The sequence below is a fragment of the Finegoldia sp. P1-F-LS genome (genome assembly GCF_052932205.1).
The window spans coordinates 230396-252110 of the sequence record NZ_JBRFJH010000002.1 but is presented as its reverse complement, the minus strand read 5'-3'; the positions used below and the strand labels follow the sequence as shown (position 1 = coordinate 252110).

At 34.6% G+C, this 21715-nt stretch carries 23 protein-coding genes; 2 read left to right on the top strand and 21 right to left on the bottom strand.

From position 1 onward, the window contains the following. Positions 1-55: 55 nt before the first annotated feature. The 6 genes from thiC to ACU68Y_RS03285 form a co-directional block, all read right to left on the bottom strand. Positions 56-1357 (bottom strand): phosphomethylpyrimidine synthase ThiC, encoded by a 1302-nt coding sequence (gene thiC / locus ACU68Y_RS03310; protein WP_446755521.1) that lies wholly within the window; start codon positions 1355-1357, stop codon positions 56-58. Positions 1358-1538: 181 nt separating this feature from the next. After that, a complete protein-coding gene (locus ACU68Y_RS03305; protein WP_002840694.1) occupies positions 1539-2453 on the bottom strand; it encodes a cyclic pyranopterin monophosphate synthase MoaC/MOSC-domain-containing protein in 915 nt (304 codons plus the stop codon). 1 nt (position 2454) lies between these two features. Further along, the gene (gene moaA / locus ACU68Y_RS03300; protein WP_060790862.1) at positions 2455-3402 is read right to left on the bottom strand and encodes a GTP 3',8-cyclase MoaA; all 948 of its coding nucleotides are present in this window, start codon (positions 3400-3402) and stop codon (positions 2455-2457) included. A gap of 87 nt (positions 3403-3489) precedes the next feature. After that, positions 3490-4665 (bottom strand): hypothetical protein, encoded by a 1176-nt coding sequence (locus tag ACU68Y_RS03295; protein ID WP_446755520.1) that lies wholly within the window; start codon positions 4663-4665, stop codon positions 3490-3492. A gap of 15 nt (positions 4666-4680) precedes the next feature. Beyond that, positions 4681-4962: a hypothetical protein gene (locus ACU68Y_RS03290; protein WP_446755519.1), complete on the bottom strand. Its 282-nt coding sequence runs from the start codon at positions 4960-4962 to the stop codon at positions 4681-4683. Between the two features lie 239 nt (positions 4963-5201). Continuing rightward, complete coding sequence (locus ACU68Y_RS03285; protein ID WP_002836990.1) at positions 5202-5963, bottom strand: AIM24 family protein; 762 nt, start codon at positions 5961-5963, stop codon at positions 5202-5204. 133 nt (positions 5964-6096) lie between these two features. Between ACU68Y_RS03285 and ACU68Y_RS03280 the strand changes: the two genes are divergently transcribed. Both ACU68Y_RS03280 and ACU68Y_RS03275 read left to right on the top strand, forming a co-directional pair. Continuing rightward, complete coding sequence (locus ACU68Y_RS03280) at positions 6097-7353, top strand: YkvI family membrane protein (protein ID WP_446755518.1); 1257 nt, start codon at positions 6097-6099, stop codon at positions 7351-7353. A 361-nt stretch (positions 7354-7714) separates the two neighbouring features. Beyond that, a complete protein-coding gene (locus ACU68Y_RS03275; protein ID WP_446755517.1) occupies positions 7715-9076 on the top strand; it encodes a YjiH family protein in 1362 nt (453 codons plus the stop codon). A gap of 36 nt (positions 9077-9112) precedes the next feature. Here the strand turns inward: ACU68Y_RS03275 and ACU68Y_RS03270 are convergent, their stop codons facing one another. From ACU68Y_RS03270 to ACU68Y_RS03200, 15 genes are all read right to left on the bottom strand, one after another. Next, positions 9113-9766 (bottom strand): alpha/beta hydrolase, encoded by a 654-nt coding sequence (locus ACU68Y_RS03270; RefSeq protein ID WP_446765322.1) that lies wholly within the window; start codon positions 9764-9766, stop codon positions 9113-9115. 2 nt (positions 9767-9768) lie between these two features. After that, entirely contained in the window at positions 9769-10416 is a 648-nt protein-coding gene (locus ACU68Y_RS03265; protein WP_446755515.1) for an SIMPL domain-containing protein, read from the bottom strand. A gap of 112 nt (positions 10417-10528) precedes the next feature. Next, positions 10529-11374 carry a KilA-N domain-containing protein gene (locus ACU68Y_RS03260; protein WP_002840707.1) on the bottom strand — a complete coding sequence of 282 codons (846 nt, stop codon included), beginning with the start codon at positions 11372-11374 and terminating at the stop codon, positions 10529-10531. 234 nt (positions 11375-11608) lie between these two features. Continuing rightward, positions 11609-12070 carry an ASCH domain-containing protein gene (locus ACU68Y_RS03255; RefSeq protein WP_094225992.1) on the bottom strand — a complete coding sequence of 154 codons (462 nt, stop codon included), beginning with the start codon at positions 12068-12070 and terminating at the stop codon, positions 11609-11611. A gap of 75 nt (positions 12071-12145) precedes the next feature. After that, the gene (locus tag ACU68Y_RS03250; RefSeq protein WP_094225993.1) at positions 12146-13612 is read right to left on the bottom strand and encodes a C69 family dipeptidase; all 1467 of its coding nucleotides are present in this window, start codon (positions 13610-13612) and stop codon (positions 12146-12148) included. Positions 13613-13728: 116 nt separating this feature from the next. Next, the gene (locus ACU68Y_RS03245) at positions 13729-14631 is read right to left on the bottom strand and encodes a nucleoside hydrolase (protein WP_316535318.1); all 903 of its coding nucleotides are present in this window, start codon (positions 14629-14631) and stop codon (positions 13729-13731) included. Continuing rightward, positions 14624-15442, bottom strand: coding sequence for an energy-coupling factor ABC transporter ATP-binding protein (locus ACU68Y_RS03240; RefSeq protein ID WP_002837024.1), 819 nt, complete (start codon positions 15440-15442; stop codon positions 14624-14626). Before ACU68Y_RS03240 ends, ACU68Y_RS03245 begins: the two co-directional genes overlap by 8 nt. Continuing rightward, positions 15442-16278 (bottom strand): energy-coupling factor ABC transporter ATP-binding protein, encoded by an 837-nt coding sequence (locus tag ACU68Y_RS03235; RefSeq protein WP_002839189.1) that lies wholly within the window; start codon positions 16276-16278, stop codon positions 15442-15444. The genes ACU68Y_RS03240 and ACU68Y_RS03235 overlap by 1 nt, the downstream gene beginning before the upstream one ends. Beyond that, positions 16278-17009, bottom strand: a complete 732-nt coding sequence (locus tag ACU68Y_RS03230) for an energy-coupling factor transporter transmembrane component T family protein (RefSeq protein WP_002839210.1) — start codon at positions 17007-17009, stop codon at positions 16278-16280. The genes ACU68Y_RS03235 and ACU68Y_RS03230 overlap by 1 nt, the downstream gene beginning before the upstream one ends. Next, the gene (locus ACU68Y_RS03225) at positions 17006-17629 is read right to left on the bottom strand and encodes an ECF transporter S component (protein ID WP_002836906.1); all 624 of its coding nucleotides are present in this window, start codon (positions 17627-17629) and stop codon (positions 17006-17008) included. The genes ACU68Y_RS03230 and ACU68Y_RS03225 overlap by 4 nt, the downstream gene beginning before the upstream one ends. A gap of 134 nt (positions 17630-17763) precedes the next feature. Further along, positions 17764-18174 (bottom strand): GNAT family N-acetyltransferase, encoded by a 411-nt coding sequence (locus tag ACU68Y_RS03220; protein ID WP_002839197.1) that lies wholly within the window; start codon positions 18172-18174, stop codon positions 17764-17766. A gap of 81 nt (positions 18175-18255) precedes the next feature. After that, a complete protein-coding gene (locus ACU68Y_RS03215) occupies positions 18256-18552 on the bottom strand; it encodes a helix-turn-helix domain-containing protein (protein WP_002836992.1) in 297 nt (98 codons plus the stop codon). Further along, positions 18539-18901 carry a type II toxin-antitoxin system RelE/ParE family toxin gene (locus tag ACU68Y_RS03210; protein WP_446755514.1) on the bottom strand — a complete coding sequence of 121 codons (363 nt, stop codon included), beginning with the start codon at positions 18899-18901 and terminating at the stop codon, positions 18539-18541. The genes ACU68Y_RS03215 and ACU68Y_RS03210 overlap by 14 nt, the downstream gene beginning before the upstream one ends. An 87-nt stretch (positions 18902-18988) precedes the next feature. Further along, complete coding sequence (locus ACU68Y_RS03205) at positions 18989-21082, bottom strand: Tex family protein (RefSeq protein WP_446755513.1); 2094 nt, start codon at positions 21080-21082, stop codon at positions 18989-18991. A gap of 126 nt (positions 21083-21208) precedes the next feature. Beyond that, the gene (locus tag ACU68Y_RS03200) at positions 21209-21616 is read right to left on the bottom strand and encodes a hypothetical protein (RefSeq protein WP_060790877.1); all 408 of its coding nucleotides are present in this window, start codon (positions 21614-21616) and stop codon (positions 21209-21211) included. Between the last annotated feature and the right edge of the window lie 99 nt (positions 21617-21715).

The window sequence follows — 21715 nt, the reverse complement described above, 5'->3', positions numbered from 1 at the left end:
AGATATTCTTGATGGTTGAATTCTCATTTTAAAATAAATTTTTTAATCAAATTTTCTAAATTAAATTGACATCTTCGCCGTTCAATACTTTCTTAACTGTTCTCATAGAACACATTTTACCACACATTGTGCAGCTATCTTCTTCGATTGGTTGAGATTCTTTTCTGTATTTTTTGGGTTTTTCGCTGTCAATTGCAAGCTCGAACATTTTTTCCCAATCCAAGTTGAAACGAGCTCTACTCATTTCGTCGTCTCTTTCTTTTGCTCCAGGGATTTTCTTCGCGATATCTCCAGCGTGAGCCGCGATTTTCGTAGCAATGATTCCTTCTTTCATATCTTCCAAGTTAGGTAGTCTTAAATGTTCTGCTGGTGTTACATAGCACAAGAAATCTGCTCCTGTACTTGCTGCAATGGCACCACCTATTGCTGATGTTATGTGATCGTATCCTGGTGCAATGTCAGTAACCAAAGGTCCCAACACATAAAATGGTGCGTTGTTACAGATTGTTTTTTCGATTTTCATGTTTGCTTCGATTTGATCGATTGGAACATGACCTGGTCCTTCAATCATTACTTGGACATTTTTTTCGTAGGCTCTTTTTGCCATTCTGGATAAATTGATTAGCTCTTGAATTTGCAAATCATCTGTCGCATCGTTGATACAACCTGGTCTCAATGCATCTCCCAAGCTTAGTGTAACATCGTATTTTTCGCAGATTTCAAGTATATCATCGTATCTTGTTACAAGTGGGTTTTCTTTGTTGTTCACAATCATCCACGCGAATAATAATGATCCACCACGTGACACGATTTTTGTGATTCTATCTGTTGTTTTCAAGTGTTCAGCGATATCTCTTGTAAGTCCCACGTGAATTGTGATGAAATCCACCCCGTCTTTTGCGTGTTGTTCCACAACTTCCAAGAATTCTTCTTCAGTAATATCCTTCAATTCTTTATCCAACATTCCCACACAATCGTACATTGGAACGCTTCCTATCATTGCTGGAGAGTAATCGATAAGTTCTTCTCTAAATTTTCTTGTCTTACCGTAATTTGACAAATCCATTATCGCTTCTGCATCCATGTCGATTGCCACTCTAACTTTTTCCATTTCTTTTTCGATATTGTAGCAATCTTTTGAAATACCCAAATTCACGTTAATTTTTGTTTTCAAACCTTCGCCAACACCGTGTGCATCTAATGATTTGTGGTTTTTGTTTGCAGGAATAACCACGTATCCTTTTTCGATTTTTTCTCTAAGAATTTCTACGTCTATATTTTCTTTTTGCGCTACTCTTTTCATTTCTTTTGTAATGATTTTCTTCTTCGCAGCGTCTAATTGAGTTGTATATTCCATAAATACCTCCTAAATTAATTTGGAGACTGGAAAAAAAATAACGGATACACAATCCATGTATCCGCAAAAAACATTCTAAGTTCTTCCCTTCGCATGCATTATCATGAGCAGGTTTAAGGGTTTCTAAAAAGATCTCAGCGTAAAGCACCCCCAGACTCCGAATATATTATAACACAAACTTTTAATTTAATTCTACAAGCTTGATTTTGTCATTTTTCTTAATAATTCCACCCTTTAAAACTTTACAGAAAATTCCTTCCGTTGGCATGATACAATTGCCGACTTTTTGTTTAATCGCACAACCTTTGTGACATTCTTTGCCGATTTGTGTCACCTCAAGCACGCATTCTCCAATCGTCAACACTTGACCGACAGGAAGCGTAAACAATTCAATGTTTCTCGTTGTGATATTTTCTGCGAAATCTCCGTCTTTCAAATCAAGACCCATTTCTCGCATTTTGTTGATGGATTCTTCTGCCAAAAGCGACACTTGTCTGTGCCAATTTCCAGCATGTGCATCTCCAACCAATCCGTGATCCACTTTTAGTTCTGCAAATTCTACAGGAGTTTTCACAGTTCCTTTTTTCTCGCTGATATTTACATCGATTACAATAGCTTCATCGCTGTCCACACTTCTGTTGTAAACGCCGCTTTTGCCGCCTTCTTTGTGAAGTAATTCCACATTTGTAATTCTCATCGAACGGTCAATTGCCTTGCACATATCATAAATCGTAAGAGCCGCTACACTTGCAGCAGTCAAACTTTCCATCTCAATTCCCGTTTTTGATTCTGTGTTTGATTGAACGAAAATATCTATAAAATCATCTGCCAATTCAAATTTAACATCAACACCTGTGATGAAAATATTGTGACACATTGGAATAATTTCTGATGTTTTCTTCGCAGCCATAATCGCCGCCGTTTGTGCGACACTCAAAACATCGCCTTTTTTGATGGATTTTTCTGTGATTTTTTGCATAGTTTCTTTTTTCATATAAATCCTACTATGAGCCACAGCAACTCTTTTAGTAGTTTCCTTTTCAGATACATCCACCATTCTTGGCAAACCATCTTCGTTAAAATGAGTTAAATCCACATTAACCTCCTATAGTATTCATATCCCTTTTGTTGAAATTACCTTCTTCGAGATAATGTCTTTCTGGTTTATTGTATATTTCTTGCGTGATTATTTGTCGTATATCCTCGCCATTTCTAATACAATCTTTCAAATTAATCGACTTATTAGAATGCAAACACATCAACAAATTGCCCTTGCAATCCAACCTAACTCTGTTACATTCTGAACAGAATTTGTGAGAAATCGGATTGATAAATCCCACAATCGCACCATTTGGATTGGTATAATATTCTGCGACCTTCGATTTTTGTGAATCGCTGTCAATTTTTTGAAGATTGCCAATTTTTTTGATAATTTCTTCGTTCGACACGTAATCATCAGATTTTCCAATCGCTTCACCAATAGGCATCAGCTCGATAAATCTCACAATCACACCATCCTCTGCGAATTTCACAAAATCTTCAATCTCACCGTAGTTGAAATGTCTCATAACAACGGTGTTGATTTTGATAGGTTTCATATCCATTTGTTTTAGTTTGTCAATGGATTTCAAAACCTTTTTCAAATCTCCACCACGAGTTATTTCACGAAATTTATCCGCATGCAAAGTATCCAATGAAATGTTGAATCTATCAACACCATTTTTTCTCAAATCATCAGCCATGTCGTACAATTTGATGGCGTTGGTAGTCATGCAGATTTCTTCGATTCCCATGTCCTTGATGCCTTTTACCAAATCCAATATTCCGTTTCTAACAAGAGGTTCGCCTCCCGTTAAACGCACTTTTTTTATTCCCAAATCTTTGAAAACTTCAACGATTTTCAAAGTTTCATCTATAGTTAGAATTTCGTCGTGATTCAAGTGCGTGATTCCTTCTTCTGGCATGCAATATTTGCATCTCAAATTGCACTTGTCAGTCACCGAAATTCTCAAATAATCTATTTTTCTTCCGAGAGCATCTTTCATTTTACCACCTTTATATATTATATCATATAACGCTTAGCGATAAAAAATTCCCCAACTTGATTTCTCAAATTGGGAAATTCGTTCAAATTATTCTTTTAATAAAAGTTCCTTTGCTTTTTCTAATCTTTCTTTCATAGAATTGATGTGAGATTCAGACACATTATCTTGATTTGACAATCTCTTGATACCTTCTTGCAAAATATCAATTTCGTTGTCGTAATCCTTCATGCTTCTGTAAACACTAGCATAAGAACTGTAAAGTGCAGGAGTACACAATCCGTTTTCACGAGCAGTGTCGTAGTTTTTGATTGCAGATTGGAAATGAGAATCCTTTCTGAATTTTTCTCCTTCATTCCAATATCTCAAACCTTCCTTCGCACCCTTTGCTGGATCGTCCAAGTTTTTGATATCAAACACAGCAACTCTACTGTTGTGTGGGTGAATTACAACTTCTTTTGTAGTCTTGATTTTGTTGAAAATCTCATCCAAGCTGTCCTTGTTCTTTTCTTTTAATTTCTTCAACACATCCATCATGTGGTATACAGGAATTTTCTTGGAAAGTTTTTGTTGTGCCTTGTCCTCGTATTCCTTAACCTTTGCAATGGAATCATCTCCGATATATACCCAAGCAGTTACATCATTTGCAAATTGGTCATCAACTATTTTAATATTTTCGTGTTCCAACAAAGATTTTGTTTGATTTACATATTTGTCCAAATCATCCTTGTAAATGTTCGCGATAATTTCATCGTCAACACCCTTTTCAACCAAGAACACTGATTTCAAATTATCCAAGTCAACCTTTTCAAAATCATCATAATCCATATCCAAATAATGTTGTTCATATTCAGAGACATACAACACTGGTGCTTGTTCAAATCTGTAGTTTGGTGTAGCAACTGACTTCAATAATCCCGATTTTCTAGTAATCATATTAGGAGTCACACGATTGATAATCACATTGTCAGTTTCTTTCAACACTCTCTTCAACTCTTCTTGTTGCAAATCACGTGCTTCGTCTTCTTCCAAGTTGTCCTTGATTATTTTACATTCTACGTCTAATTTTTCCTTGATTCTTTCTCCATGATAAGTTTCAAATCCGAAAGACTTGGAATCTTCACCATAACCATATCCAACATAGAAGATTTCTCCAGTATCCTTTACGCTCCATTCAAAAACATACCAATCATTTTTGTGTGCTTGGCTGTTAGTTTCTTTTTCTTCTGAAGAAAAAACGCTTTTTAATTTATCAAATATACTCATAATATCCTCCAAATTTTAAATAATACGATACATCAAATAAAGTCCCGCTAAAATGATTAAAATGAAAAACAAAATATCGAAATTTCTGTGTTTAATCGCACTGATCATCTCCAAAACAATCAAAATCAACACAATAGCTATTGCCGCGTAGATGAAAATATTCGACAATGGCGATATCAACGCGCTTACAAGTCTAGGATAATTAGTTGCAAACTTCAATTCCACGATAAACAGAATTACACCTAAAATCATAGTTATAAATTCGTATTTGTATAATTTATTTCTCAATTTATTCATAGTAGTGCCCCCCAAGATGTTCTTTACATTACTTTGAATATTCTTTACCTTATTATACCATATTCAATTAATCTCAATAAAAAAACGCGAAAATTTTTGCAAACTTTCACGCTTTTTTTCTAATTGGCTATGAACGAAAATAAAAAATAACAAACCATTAATGCACGAATATCTAGACTCCACAAATTGAAGATTTCTAAAGCATTAAGGTTTGTTATCTAGTGGTTTATCATTTTCATTTACTCCAAAACTGGTGCCATTAAAACTTTTCCAGTTCCTCTGTACACATTCACAAGTCCTTCGCCGCTTGTCGCAGATCCTATCAATGATTTGCCAGCTCTTTCAACTGTAAAGCTCAACGTTCCACTCCAAGCAATCGCCATGCTTCCATCTATTTTCAACACGTCATTGTCAAGAGTTATTTCGATCAATTCTTCTCTTGGAACATAAGATTCCAATGCGACAATTCCCGTTCCGTGAAGTCCAAGGTTAAACAATCCTTCGCCACCTGCAACAGCCGATGAAATACTTGATTGCATGATAGCTTTGTGTTCCAATTCAGAATCGCAAGCCAAGAACAATCCATCTTCAATAATAATTTCGTTGTTCCAATCATCTGCATCCAACAAAATAATGTGCTTGTATGTCGGTTCCAATACCAAAAGCCCATCACCTGTGTATTCTGGTTTGATTGCACTTTCACCAGTGACAGAACCACGCAAAGCTTTTTTGAAGAAATCTCCAGCTCCTTTTATTCCAGTAGTTGAATTGACATTTCCAACCATCCATTGCATAGCTCCCGCTTGCACAGTTATATTTGATTGGGAAACGTCGCACACCAATTGTCTTCTTCTGACATTCATTTCAGATGCGAAGTAAGAGCTTTGTGCTTGTTCGTAATCAACCGACAAATCCCTCTTGTATTCTACAACTTTAAACGCTCCATTTTGTTCTTTGATTATTACATCATCATTATCTTCAAAATTTTTAACTTTAAACATATAGCACCTCTTTTCATGAATATTATACCATATTGTTCAGTTTTCAAATTTGAATTTTATTGTATTTGTTATATAATAAAAATTTGGCAATCCGAAAAATTTATTATATAATTTTACAAAAGAAGGAGATATTATGACAAAAAAAATATTAAACACATCCCTTGCATACGTCGCAGTTCTAACTGGTGCAGGCCTTGCAAGCGGACAAGAAATCTTGCAATATTTCACAGCTTATGGCAAATCTGGTTTGTGGACCGCGCTATTTGTTTTGTTGTTGCATACATTTATCGGGGCGATTATTTTGGAATTGGGCTCGTATTATTTTGCAGATGAGCACAGCGATGTTTTGGACGAGATAGCATCCAAGAAATTCACGAAAGTATTCGACATTTTACTTATCTTAACAGGATTTATAATCGGGTTTGTAATGCTATCAGGTGCAGGATCCAACCTCAACCAACAATTTGGACTAGCTCCATGGATAGGGTCTTTGATTTGCGCACTACTTGTAATTTTCGTAGGAATGATGGATTTTGAAAAAGTTACGAGAATTATCGGAGCATTCACACCAATTATCGTGGCGTTGATATTAATTGCATCAATCTACACAATCGTGAAATTTGACGGAAGTTTTGACCAATTGGATCCAATCGCAAGAACTATTCCGAAAAATTTCGGCAATCCTTGGCTTTCTGTAGTCAATTACTTTTCATTGTGTATGATGGTTGGTTTGAGTACGGCATTTGCAATCGGTGGTAACCACGTATTATCAGAAGAAGCCAAAGTCAGTGGACTTTTGGGAGGATTTATCACAGGAACGGTAACATCACTTTTGGCTGTTGTTTTATTCATGAGAGTCGACATTTTAAAAGATTCAGATCTTCCAACACAAGTTTTAATCGAAGAAATCAACCCAATTCTTGGTTTGATTATGAGTTTGGTAATTTTCGGAATGATTTTTAACACAGCAATCGGCTTGTATTATTCGTTGGCAAAAAGATTTTCGAAAAGTAATCCTGCGAAATACAAAATGTATTTGATAGGATTCGTTACGGTAGGTTTTTTCCTAAGCTTTTTAGGATTCAAAAAACTTATAAGCATCACCTACCCAATCATAGGTTACGCTGGTATTGTATTGATACTATTCTTGATTTACGCATACATCAGAGATTTCAAAAAAATCAAGAAAGAATCCAAAAGAAGATTCAAAATCTTGGATTTGTTGGAAAAGAAATACGACGACGATCAACATTACAGCAAAAAAGATGCCAGCAAAGTAAAATCCATGATTGAAGATTCAAACTTGGACAACAAAGTTTTGAAAGAAGAAATGGAAACAATGGCAGAAGAAAATCAATCAGATGATACCACAGAAGATACGGAAAAATAATTTACGGCTGCACTACTAGCAGCCTTTTTTGTTTGAGATTTTGTAGATTAGAAAATCCTCTGGCTAAGAATATCATACGAAACAAATTGTTTGATTTCAAATCGAAAAAATCCGTCAAAAATCGTACCGCGTAAGCGTTAGCGTGCTTACGATTTTAGGATTTTGAGATTTAGAAATCTTCAATTTGTGTAGTCTAGATATTCGTGCTAGAGGATTTTTCTAATTTTAATACCAGAAGATTTTTAAATTTATTACACCAAAGGATCTCTCACTTCTTCTCAATAACTTTATTTGTTATTTTCTTGCATCATCTTTTTATTAATGATATACTAGTTGAAATATTTTAAAGCGAGGAGATAATATGAAAACCAACAAGAAATCATTACTTAAATTTCTGATTCCATCGATTATTGGGATAATTATCTTCATGATTCCTGTAAAATTCGATGGCAATTGGACAATAATAGTCAAAATTTTCGCTGATTTTATCGCCAAAACCATTGGCGATTATCTACCAGCACTTTGTACAATAATAATCACGATATCATTTGTCATGAGCGTATTGGCAAGTTTCAATGTCAAATTCATCAAAGAAAACAAACTTTTGGATCAGACATTTTCCGTAACAGGCGTGTGGCTAGTTCTAAGAATTCTAGGATTTATCGTCGTGTGGATGGTCGTGTTGAAAGACAAGCTACACTTTGGGAAATTTTACGACATGATAGTCGCAGATGAATCTGCCACATTTATCCTCAACGATTTGTTGACATCGCTTGTAATTATTTTCGTAATCGCCAGCATGCTACTACCACTTTTGTTGGATTTTGGACTTTTGGAATTTATCGGTGCGATTTTCACCAAAATAATGCGACCAGTATTTTTAATTCCTGGACGTGCAGCAGTAGATTGCATCACAAGTTGGATTGGAGATGGAACATTAGGAGTCATGCTGACTTCAAACCAATACGAATCTGGATATTATTCTGCAAAAGAAGCCGCAATTATTTCTACGAATTTCTCTGCAGTTTCCATCACATTCAGTCTGATTGTCTTGTCACAAGTTGACATGGTCGACTACTTTGGAGTGTACTACTTATTGGTATGCTTAGTCGGAATCGTGTGCGCAATTATCGTCCCAAGAATTCCACCATTGTCACTTAAAAAAGATGAATATTTTGTAGAATCTAATCAAGCAAATGAAGATATATCGAAAAATTATTCTTCATCCGTACAATATGGATTAGATTTGGCAATCAAACGTGCAGACTCTCATAAAGGAATCGGAGAATTTTTGAAAAATGGAATCGAAAACGCATTTGGAATGTGGTTTTCAGTAATGCCTATAGTTATGATTATCGGAACAGCATCGCTTGTACTTGCCAATAACACTCAAGTTTTCGAAATCCTTGGAAAGCCATTCTTGCCACTGTTGAACTTCTTGAAAGTTCCTGAAAGCTTGGAAGCATCCAAGACAATGATCGTCGGATTCAGTGACATGTTCACACCATCCATCATAGCCGCAAGCACAATTCAATCGCAAATGACCAAATTCATCGTAGCGACAATTTCTGTAACACAATTAATCTATCTATCAGAAGTCGGAGGACTCATACTCGCATCGTCAATTCCTGTGAATTTGTTCGAATTATTCGTTATATTTATAGAACGAACAATAATCTCACTTTTGATAGTAGTCCCAATCGCACATTTGATATTTATGTAAACGAAAACCAGAGAAACATTCTCTGGTTTTTTTGATTTATTCTATTAAAAATTCACCAATACATTCAGCTATTTCAACTGGCTTTTCAGTGTGAAAATCATGTGATGTATTTGGGACAAATAGTGATTTTATATTTTCTTGATTATTATTTTTCCCTACCTTGTTTTTCTTATATTTGTATAAATCATCTGGTGTATCAGCTAATAATAACAGCGTTTTTTCTTTTATATGCATGTCAAAAACATCCACATCTTCTTTGAACTTTATATAAAGCAAATTAGAAATTGTGTCAGCATTCATCTCAAGACTATTTTCTTTTATATACCTTCTACTAAATTCAACTTCTTTTTCCGCTGTTGTTTTCGTGAAATCATTCGTAATAATTGCGCCATCTAAAATAATTAATTTATCTGGTTTTATCCTTTCAATATTTCTAACCAATAAATCTGCACCTAGCGAATATCCAATAACTATTGAATTTTTTGGTATCTGAGTTTCTATCCATTTTTCAAAATCTTCTTCGTTTTCTACGTTCACATCTATATTTGAAAATTGTCCTGGTAAATTGATATATTCAATAGTATAATTGTACTTATTTAATTCGATTTCAAGATTATTTACGTTTGATTTGTCACATCCCAAACCAGATAACATATATATTTTTTTTGCTACTTCTTTTGTATGATTCATATTTATTCTATTGTCCATGTAATCGTAACAGTGTCTTGTATATCAATGTCATCAGCCTCGATGTCTATGTCATATGTCGATGCCGCTTCACAAACCATCAAATCATCCATCGGAGATGAATATATCTCGATTTCTCCCCACGAATAATCTATGTTAAGTATTTCCTTCAACTTCACACCAGAAGCCTTCGCCAACACCTTTGCCTTAGTTGTGGAATCTTCTACAGCTTTTTCTAGCAAATCATTCTTGACCTTTTCCTTGTCCTTTACAGTGTGATTAATTTCAAACTTCACTTTTACATCGCAATGCGCCAATTCATACAAAACTTTCCCCAGTATCTTATTGTCATTATCAAACTCAATATATGTGCGATGCTCGTATTTGTAACCTATGAATCTGTCCTTGTAGTCATCATTTCTGTCGCGATATCTCTCGTATTTTGAATCAATCGAAAAATGCGTCGTCTTCAAATTCTTCGGATCAAGCCCTGCTTTTTCCAAAGCATCTCGCAACATTTTCGTATCATGTGTCGATTGCTCAATAGTTTCGTCATAATTCCAACGCAAGCCCTCAGCTTTTATCGTAATCTTGATAGTGTCAGGCTTCACCGAAATCTTTCCCTTACCCTTTACACGAATAGTTCTTTCCATAATAATCTCCTTTTGATGATAAATTTATCCTACAACCTCGTCGATGTACTCTGCTTGTTCCACGATAAAATAGATGATTTTTTACAAATTTGTCAATTAATTACTTAAAAAATTATTTCTTCTCCTCTAATTTTTTAATACCACTATCTCCAAGTTTTTCAAGTGACATCAATTGTGTTCTTGCAAGTTTTCTAAGTTCAATCATTCTCTCTTTTTGATTCACACCTTTTCCAATAAGGATTGCATTATAGCTTTCCATATTTGCAAGCACAAGTAATTCATTCAAACCTGCATAGTCTCTCATATTGCCTTTTAACTCTGGATTTTCTTCACGCCACTGTTTTGCTCTCTTATTAAATAATAAAACATTCAGCATATCTGCTTCACTTGCGTATTTATAAGATAATTGTTCATTAGTTAGGTCTTTTAAGAGATATTCTTTTATTGCATCTGTATGAATTTTATAATTAATCTTGGAAATTTCTCTATGAAGATTCCAAGTCAATGATAGCTTTGAGGTTTCATCTTCCTTCAATCTTTTATAGTCTTGAATAATATAAAGCTTAAACTCTGGAGAAAGCCATGACGCAAATTCCATTGCTATATCGTAATGAGCATAGGTTCCTCCATATCGGCCCGCTTTTGAAACTATACCTATGGCATCTGTAGATTCTATCCATTTTCCAGGGGTCATTGTGAATCTATTTAGGCCTGCTTCATTTCTAAACGTGTCGAATTGCACACGGTTAAAATTTGGATTATTCAAAACTTCCCATAATCCTATAAATTCAAGAGTGTTTCTATTTCTCATCCAATTTTGAATAACAAATCTTGGATCATCTGTGTTTTTATATTTTGCTATATCCGTTAAGCTTATATAATCATTTTTAAAATCTTCGGTATATACTTGAATTGAAAATCCCTTAGCAGAAATTTGCTCTTTCTTCATTTTAGACAATTTACACTCTCCTTATGCTGGTGTACTATTTACAATTTCAAATCCAAGGTTAGATCCTGTTATGTTGTCCATGTAATCACCTGCTATATTTTTATTCTTGTTTATTAAATATTCTTACCTATTATTATACCAAAATGAGTTGGTAAATTCAGTATTGTAGCTGTTTCTCTCTGCAAAAAAACAGAGCGAAAGTTATTTCTTTCGCTCTGTTTTTTAAATTTTTTTAGAATTAAATTATTCTTCTCCAAATATATCCAAGTTTTCTATGAATCCATTTTCTTTCCACCGCGTTGCGACATCAACATCGTATTGTTTTGTATCGTAGTCTATGTCGATTGCTTCGAGGTCATCTAGTTCACGTTCCACTTCGAACAAGTGGAGTTTGCCTTTTACTGGGAATGGTACGATTGGAATTACGCGGTTGAATATCCACGAATATCCTTCAAATGTTTCATCATCATATAAAAATGCATCTGATCTGTCAGTTTCATCGTTGTATTTTCGAATGTCGGCCAATTCTGCGATTGCTATTGCGTGTCCATTCATGAGTGATGTTCTTTCGAATTTATTTCTGGCAGTGGATGCACAAATCAATATCCATCCTCGATAATCTGTCTTCCAACTGCGAAGTTCGATCCATTTACATCCCATAGCTATCATTGTTGCGTAGAATGGTTGTATACTTAGTGCTTTCATTTATGTTTCCTCTTTTAAAATTTCTTATGTATAAAAAATCGGGTTTGATTATCAAACCCGATTTTGTGTTAAATATTAGTTGTCACTTCTTGCGAATCCGTTTTTCATTTCGCAGCTTGCTGTGAATAAAACGTCGTGAAGTAATTTGTCTGTTTTTTCTTTCAAGAAATCTGCCATTTCTTGGTTTGCTTTTTCAAGTAATTCATGAACATTACCTGAGTTTTTAGCAAATTCTTCGTCGTATTTGTTGATAATTTCGTTGGATTTGGATTGAACTGCTCCTTGGTATCTTTCGATGAAGATTGCTGTTTTATTGAAGTGTGCATCGCAAAGTGCTGCTATGATTCTGTTAGCCCAGTAGAAGTTTTCTGATGTTGCTTTTACTACTTGATCACCTACATAGCTTGGTGTTGTTTCTACGTTTGCGTAGAATGCAACTGCTGCGTTGAATGCGTTGCTACCGAATGACAACCATTGAATTGCTCTGATTTCTTCTGGAGCGTATGGTCTTATTTGTGTGAAATGTGTTACGTTGTCACGGCTAATTCCCAATGGACGATACATTCCGCGGTAGTTTGGATCTCCGTGTTTTGCGTAGCAATCATAAGGTGTTCCTTCGTAGTGGCTAGACAATATTGTCTTCATATCTTCAACTGTGATTTTTCTTTCTGGTACCATTGCCCATGGCAAATCGTCAGATTCTGGTGTAAAATCAGCGTCTTCTCCATCCCAAATCAAAGTGTTAGGATTGAAATATCTAAGCATAATCCATGCTCTTGGTGTGTTGTATGTGTGATCTGAATGATCATGAGATCCGTATGCTAATCTTGGATTTATATAATCTTCTTGATCTAAGAATAAGTGATGTTTTTCGGACCATTCTTTCAAATCTTTTGAGCACATGAATTCTTTTTGTTCACCATAAGCATCGTCGAAATCAAAATAATCAATTCCCAATTGGTTTGGCATTACAACGTATGCATCATCAGGAACTCTTCTTGCCATCCAGTGATGTCCGCCGATTGTTTCCAACCACCAAATTTCGTCAACATCTTGGAATGCGATTCCGTTTGATTCGTAAGTTCCGTGTTCTTCTAATAATTTTCCTAATCTTTCAATGCCTTCTCTTGCAGAGTTGATGTATGGAAGAACAAGAGTTACGAAATCTTCTTCGCCAATACCGCCGCATTTTTCTTCTTTTGTTGGGTATTGAATCAAAGGATCTGCTCCTTGAACTCTTGCGTTTGTAGTGATAGTTTCAGTTGCGCTCATTGAAATATTTTTTTCGTTAACGCCTGATGCTGCCCAATCTCCTTCGAATGTGTCAGAGTTTGGAAGAGCTGTATATCTCATAGGATTATCCGGTAAATCTACCTTGCATCCTGATAAAACTGATTCGTATTTTCTTGGTTGATCTTCTGGTTTTACAACGATAAATCTTTTTGCTGTAAAAATTCCAGAAGGAGAATCTTCACTTCTTGAAATAATTGTTGAGCCGTCAAAGCTCGCTTCTTTACCTACTAATAGTGTAGTACATGCCATAATTTTCTACCTCCTAAATGTGATATCCTTTTCTAATATCCAATATCATTATACCCCTTTTCCCATATTTTTTACACAGTAAAATAAAAAAACTCCGAAATATTTCGGAGTAAGTTTTATTCTGTTAGAGCTTGCATCAAAATTTCTCTGAATTTTTCTCTGTCTATTTTAGTGATAACTTTGCAGTTGAATTCGCCATTTTCTTCTTTTATTAAATCTCTGTAGCTCATTCCTCTTGTTTCGTCGTTTTGCACATCGATTTTGATGTACATGTCTTCTGTTTCGAAAACTTCTGGATTATCAAGAACGATTACTGAACAAGGATCGTGAATTCCTGCATCGTTTGATGCGTAGTATTTCAAAATTCTGTGTGCAAATTTCGTTCTTTTCGTTTCAATTGTGTCCAAGAATTGGATTTGCTCATCTGTTATGCTGGCTTTTTGTGTAATGTTAAGTCCTGCCATGATAAGTTTCACGCCACTTTCAAATACGATTTTTGCGGCTTCTGGATCTACGAAGAAATTAAATTCGCTGAGGCTTGTTACATTTCCTCTTGTAATGGAGCCACCCATGATGCTGATTTGTTCGATTTTTTCCTTGTCTTCCGGAAAAGTTCGAAGCAATAGCGCGATGTTTGTAAGTGGTCCTACTGCGATGATTGTGATTTTTTCAGTCGATTTTTGAATGATTTCGTGCATCATTGTAACTGAATTTTCGCTTGAAAGTTCTCCTACATCGTCTGATTCAATCATATCTCTGAATCCTGCAATTCCATCATCTCCGTGAACTGTCGCAAAGAAAGGCTCTCTTACAAGTGGCACTTCTTGTCCTTTTCCCATCGGTACATTTATATCCAATAATTTTGCCAAGCATTGCATGTTTCTTGTTGTGTGGTCAATTGATACGTTACCACTCACCGATGAAAGCGCCAATAAATTTAAATTTTTTGCTTTTTTAATTGCAAATAATGCCGCTGCATCATCTACTCCTGGATCAAAATCCAATATACAATTAATCATTGTGTCCTCCAAAATCTTTGATGTAATCTACAAAATCATCCACCGACAACAATTTTTCGTTCAAATTAATCGAATTGCAAAGTCTTTTGATAACAGGCGGTTGGATGTATGCTTTTTGTAGTATTTCGTCTTCGTCAAAAACTTCCTTCTTATCTGCGTCTTTGATGATTTCCTTGTTGGACATTACGACAACTCTGTTGAAGTTTTCAACGACAAATTCCATATCGTGCGTTATTGTTATGATTGTTTTGTTCAAATCGTGCAAATGGTCGATGACTCTTTTCAAGCAACTCATCGAATATGCGTCTTGTCCTGCAGTTGGTTCATCAAATATGAAAATATCGCAGTCGTTTGCGATTGTAATTGCAATCGTGATGAATTTTCTAGTACTAAATGGCAAATCGTATGGATGATCGTCCAAATATTCTGAAAGTTCGCAAATTTCGCACGCTTGTCTGACACGTCTATCCATTTCATCTTCGTCGACTTTCAATGCTCTCAACGAAAATGCGACTTCATCGTAAACTGTTGAGTTGAAGATTTGATCGTTAGGATTTTGGAATACGTAGCCAACTTTTCTGGAGATTTGTGCTGTTGTCATGTCTTTTGTGTTTTTGCCCTCTAACAAGATTTCTCCAGAACTTGGTCTCAATAATCCATTCATTAATTTGGCGCAAGTTGATTTGCCAGCTCCGTTTTGTCCTACGATTGCAACTTTTTCTGAAGGATACACAACAAAATTCAAATCGTTAATCGCTTTGAATCCGTTAGGATAAGTAAAGCTTACATTTTTAAATTCTAATTCGCTCATTAATCTTCCTCCAATTCTTTCTTGCATTCATCCAAAGTGATAGGAACTTTTTTGAAAAATCCCGGTTTTTCAGCGTTCATCTTGTAGGCAAGTTTCGAAACTATAGGCATAGATACATTGTGTTCTTCGATTTTGTCGTTCGATAAAACTTCGTGAGTTTCACCGTTGAAGATAATTTCTCCATCGTCCATTACGACAACTCGATCTGCATATTCTGCTATCAAATCAATTTTGTGTTCAACCAAGATTATAGTTTTGTTTTGTGATTTCAAAAGTTTCAAAATGTCGAATATTTCTTCAGTTCCCAGTGGGTCTAGCTGACTTGTAGGCTCGTCAAATATTAACACTTTCGGATTCATGACGATGATTGAAGCTATCGCAACTCTTTGCGATTGTCCACCTGATAATTCGTTCGGGTTTTTATCTTGTAAATCTTCTATTTTAAGTAATTTAATTACATCAGTTACTCTTCGTTTGATTTCTTCTCTTGGAACTCCCAAGTTTTCGAGTCCGTAGGCTATTTCTTCGAATACAGTTTTCTTGATTCCAGAAATTTGACTGAATGGGTTTTGGAATACAAATCCAACTAATTCTGCCATTTCCCCACGTTCGATATCGTCGATGTTTTTGTTGTCAATTATTATGTCGCCCGAAATCTCTCCTTGAACGAAATCCGGAATTATTCCTCTAATAATGTTGCACAAAGTCGTCTTGCCGGAACCATTTTTGCCGATAATTCCTATGAATTCTCCTTGTTGAACGTACAAATCCAAATTTTTTATCGTTTTTTCTTGTTGAAGTTCATATTTGAACGAAACATTTTTAAGTTCTATCATTATTTAAACCTCCACACCAATGCCAACACAACCAAGGCAATGAATACGTAGAAAATTATTCTGTCTGTAGTTGTTTTCTTGATTTCTTTGAGGCATGTTTTTTCGTTTTCGGATGCAAATCCACGTGCTTCTAGTGTAATCGTCTTTTCGTCGATTTCTGAAAGTGAAGATATAATCAAAGGTCCAAGTGAAGGGAAGAACGCCTTCGCTCTGTTTTTCAAAGAGCCTGTCGTTTCAATTCCACGCGCTTCTTGGGCTTTGATGATTTTGGAACTTTTCTTAATCATTTCAGGAATCATTGTCATTGTTGCCATGATAACATAACTTGTAACGTGGCTTACATTTTTTTCTTGAAGTGATATCATCAAGTCTTCGATGTCTGTAGTTTCGAAAAATAATAAAAACAATGTTATAAGTGTAAGAATGAATTTAGTTTGTTCCAAACCATTTAATATCCCGTTAAGTGTCACTCTCATAAATCCTAAATTCAAATAAACGTGTTCTGTTGATTTGTCCAATAACAATTGGAATAAAAACATTATTAGTAGTACGAATAACAAAACTATCCACAATTTTTTGAAATATGGTTTGAATTTATTGTCCAATAAAGCCAATATCAAGCTTAATGGAAGTACGAAAAGATACGCAAATTGCCATGGCAAAACCAACGAAATAATAACTGTAACTATCACTATAAAAAGTTTTGTTGTTGGGAAAATTTTAGATATCATTTTGCACCTCTCACGTATTTGTTCTTCTTTTCTTTTATGTATTCTAGTCCGTTAGGATATCTCAACAAGTTTCTGTTCGGAATAGATTTGATTAGAAAATACACTGCAAAAGAAGTCAAGAATTTGTCCAAAGTTTCTGTAAGAACTGTTGAACCAAGCACTGATTGCCATAATCCTTTTCCTGTTGCAACCAAAAATGTCGTGATTGCACTTGAACCACTCGCTCCAGTAACACCACCGAAAACCAACACAGTGATTGGCGCAGATGTAATCATCGCCACAAGCCAAATAATAATGGCTACTACAAATGTTTTCTGTGGAGTTTTAAACATTCCTCTCTTACCACAAAAACCTGCCACCAAGCCAATCGCACCACTTACAATCATGTATGGAAGTTGTGTTGGATTTGTAACAGATGTCACGATATTTGTGACAACACCTGTAAGAAAACCAATCCATGGGCCGCACAACACACCTGTGAATACAGTTCCAATAACATCCAAATAAACGGGCAATTTTAATGCTGCAGTTAAATTTGCACCAACAAAATTGATAGCTATACCAAGTGGAATAAGTAAAATTACCGACAAATTATAGCTAGTCTTAGATTTAGATTTCATAAATTCCTCCTATAAATTTTGCGGAAAATATTTCCCGCTGAATAAATTTTATCATAATTTGGAGAATTATTAAATCATTTATCGTTAAAATTATTAACAAAAATTTTGTATTGCTAAAATATTTAATTTGAAATTTACAGAACTCTTAGCATCCCCTTCTTGTTAGGAAATTCTTTGAAGTTAAATTTTTCGTAAAATTTGTCGTAAGGAGTGTTCGCCAACAAAATAATATAGCTATCCTCGTCATAATTTTCGTCCAAGTATTTATTAATTTCATTCATCAAAATCTTCCCAAGTCCATTTGATTGATAATCAACATCTACCATAACATCAGTTACCACCAAACTAATAGCCCCATCGCCGACAACTCTTGCCATCGCAATTAACTTATCGCCATCATAAATCGATGTAATGAAAAGAGAATTTTCGATTGCAACTTTTACATTCTCCTTCGATTTTCTATTTCCAATACCAGATTTTTCACGCAATTCGTTGTAATCATCTGGACTAACCGCTGCATTTTTTATAACGTATTTTGTGTTCATAATTCACCTCACAAATATTATCCATTATTTTCTAATTTTTGACAAAAAAAGATATCAGCTACTTGCCAATATCTCTAAGGTTTATTTTGAAATTTGAGGATTCTTTTTTACAAATTCAATTTTCAAATCCATTCCCAAGCCATCAGCTAGTCTTTTCAAAAGATTTATACTTGGGTTTCTGGTTCCATTTTCTAATTTGCTAATGTCTGATTGATCAATGCCAGTTTTTTCTGATAATTGCTTTTGTGTTAAGTTTTGAGATGTTCTTGCAGAAACTAAAGCTCTTATAATATCCATATCTGGTTGAATGTTCTTATATTCATTTGCAAATTCTTTATTTTTCAATTGTTCTTTTAAATAATTATCAAAAGTCTTCATTTTTTGTCCTTTCCGTAAAATCATCTCTGTATTTTTTTGCTTTTTGGATTTCAGCTTTTGGCGTTTTTTGAGTTTTCTTTACAAATCCATTAGTTAATATAATTTTTTTATCGAAATAGAAAAAATACAATACTCTTGTAATATCTCTGCCTTGCTTTGCCCTGAGTTCAAATATACCATCTTCTAAGTGTATGCTATAGGGTTCTCTTAAATCATTACCAAATTCTTGCAATATTTGAATCAATCCAACTACTTTTGCTTTCATTTTAATAGGTAAATTATCCAAAAACTTTTCTACTGGTATTTCGCCATTTTCTTTTTCATATAATATTACTTCAAAATCATTCATATTTACCTCTGATTATATTTTATGTTATATATCCCATATTGTCAATTGAATTTTCTCACAAAAATAAGCGCTATTACAGCGCCCATTTTACAATTTCATTGACAGAGAAACCAATCCTCTTTCTTTGTCTATTCCAATTATTTTTACTTTTACGGTGTCACTTACTTCGCACACTTCTCTTGGGTTTTTGATGTAGGAGTTGCTCATTTTGGATATGTGGCAAAGTCCATCTTCTTTTATTCCAATATCTATGAATGCGCCGAAGTCCACGACATTTCTTACAGTTCCTGTGACTATCATTCCTTCTTCCAAATCGTCAATTGACAATACATCTTGTCGTAGAACTGGTTTTGGCATTTCGTCACGTGGATCTCTACCTGGTTTTTTGAGTTCTTCAATTATATCTCGCAAAGTAGGTTCTCCCACTTCCAATTCCTCTGACAGTTTTTTCACGTCGATATCGTTCAAATCGTATTTCATGATTTGTTTTGCGATTTCGTAGCTTTCTGGGTGAACTTCTGTGTTATCCAATATTTCTTCGCTTTCAGGAATTCTCAAAAATCCTGCACATTGTACGAATGCTTTTGGTCCAATTCCTTTTACTTTCAATATTTCTTGACGATTAGTGAATGGTCCGTTTTCTATTTTGTAATCCACGATGTTTTTCGCAGTTGTTTTCGTAATTCCAGATACGTAATTCAAAAGTGCAGAGCTTGCTGTGTTGATGTTGACACCAACTGTGTTTACGCAATCTTCCACTACTTCTTCGAGTGATGATTTTAATTTTTTTTGGTTGACGTCGTGTTGGTATTGTCCAACTCCTATCGATTGTGGAGAGATTTTAACCAATTCTGCAAGTGGGTCTTGAATACGACGTGCGATTGAGATTGCTCCTCTGATTGTTACATCCAAATCTGGAAATTCTTCGATTGCAAGCTTGGATGCAGAATAAATACTAGCTCCTGCTTCGTTTACAATTGCGTAGAATATTTCGTCGTCAATTTGCGCCAACAAATCAGATACGTATTTTTCTGTTTCACGAGAAGCTGTTCCGTTACCTATTGCGATTAACTTTACGTTGTATTTTTTAATAAATTCCTTCAAAGTTTCATCTGCTCTTTGGATTTGTTTTCTGGCATCAGTGACATATATTACTGCACTGTCCAAGAAATCTCCGTATTCAGAAATTACAGCGACTTTGCAACCAGTTCTAAATCCAGGGTCAAGTCCAATAATTGCTGTTTCTTTGATAGGAGGTTGCATCAAATAAGGTTTCAAATTGCTTTTAAATACGCCGATTGATTCGTCATCTGCCATTTCTTTCATGCTTTGACGCACTTCTGTTTCGATTGATGGAACAATCAATCTCTTGTAGCTATCTTTGACTGCTTTTTCAATCAAATCGTAAGTTTCAAAATCATTTTTCCTTGCGATTTTTCTCATAATTTTGAAAATATTGTAATCGTCATTTAAAACGAATGAAACTTTCAAGAATCCTTCCTTTTCTCCTCTAAAGATTGCAAGAATTCTGTGGGCTTTGACATCTTTTACTTTCTCAGAAAAATCGTAGTACATCTTGTATGTGCCGGATTCATCTTCGTTTTTCTCTTCAGTTTTCAAAATCGCCTCTGTAACGAAAGAATTACGAACGATATCTCTGAACACTTTTTGTTCCGATACGAATTCTGCTATGATATCCAAACTTTTCGCTACAGCATCATCAACTGTTTTGATTTCTTCTCCGTTGATAAATTCTGAAGCTTTTTTCTCGATTTCTGCCAATAAATGAGTCTTTTCCATTATCATATCGGCAACAGGTTGAAGTCCCAATTCTACAGCGATCGATCCACGAGTTCTTTTCTTAGGCTTAAATGGAAGATAAATATCTTCTAATTCTGTCAAAATAGTCGCTTCGTCGATTTGTTTTTTCAAATCTTCTGTTAGTTTTCCTTGCTCATCGATAAGACGTGTGATGTCGTCTTTTCTTTCTTGCAAGTTTCTCAAATATGTAAGCCTATCGTTTAATTGTCTCAACGTTTCGTCAGTCAAATTTCCAGTGATTTCTTTTCTATATCTGGCGATAAATGGAATAGTGTTTCCCTCATCTAACAATTCAACCGTCTTAACAACGTTATCATATTTTATGTCTAATTCTTCTGATAATTTTTGTAGTATATCCATTCTCTTCCTTCTCTTTTAATAAACTATAATCTATATTTTAACATTATTTTATTTATTTTTCCAGATTAAAGCATTTTGAGGTAAAATTTTAAAAACCACCAAGCGTACACTTGATGGTTTGGTTGATTATTTTTTAAATAACTTAGCGTTTTTTTCTTTTTCTAATTGTTCCAAGAAAATCTCTTTTTGAATCATGTGAGTTTTTCTGATGGATCCTGCAATGTCTGCTACTAACATGAAAATCGTCGAAGCCGACACGTAATAAAAGTCGATAAATGAATATTCGATGAATCCTCTTGATGGAGGTGTCATTTGTCCGATGAAAAGCATCATAAATATCGCTACGAATACAATCGTAAAATTGAATTTGAAAATAAATCCATGAAAATATCCAAGTAACGCTGCGATTGCCAAGAATATCATCAAGCAATGATCAATCAAAAATCCATGCGCATGAGACAATGTGTATCTGATGATTATCATGAACAATATGTAAATCAACGAGTAAATAATAAGTTTAGTGTTTTTTGACATTTCAAATCTCCTTTTGTAAAAACATTTTCCAAATAATTTTACCAATCACAATTTGTGATAGTTTATTATTATTTTACCATATTTTTTTCATTTTTGAAA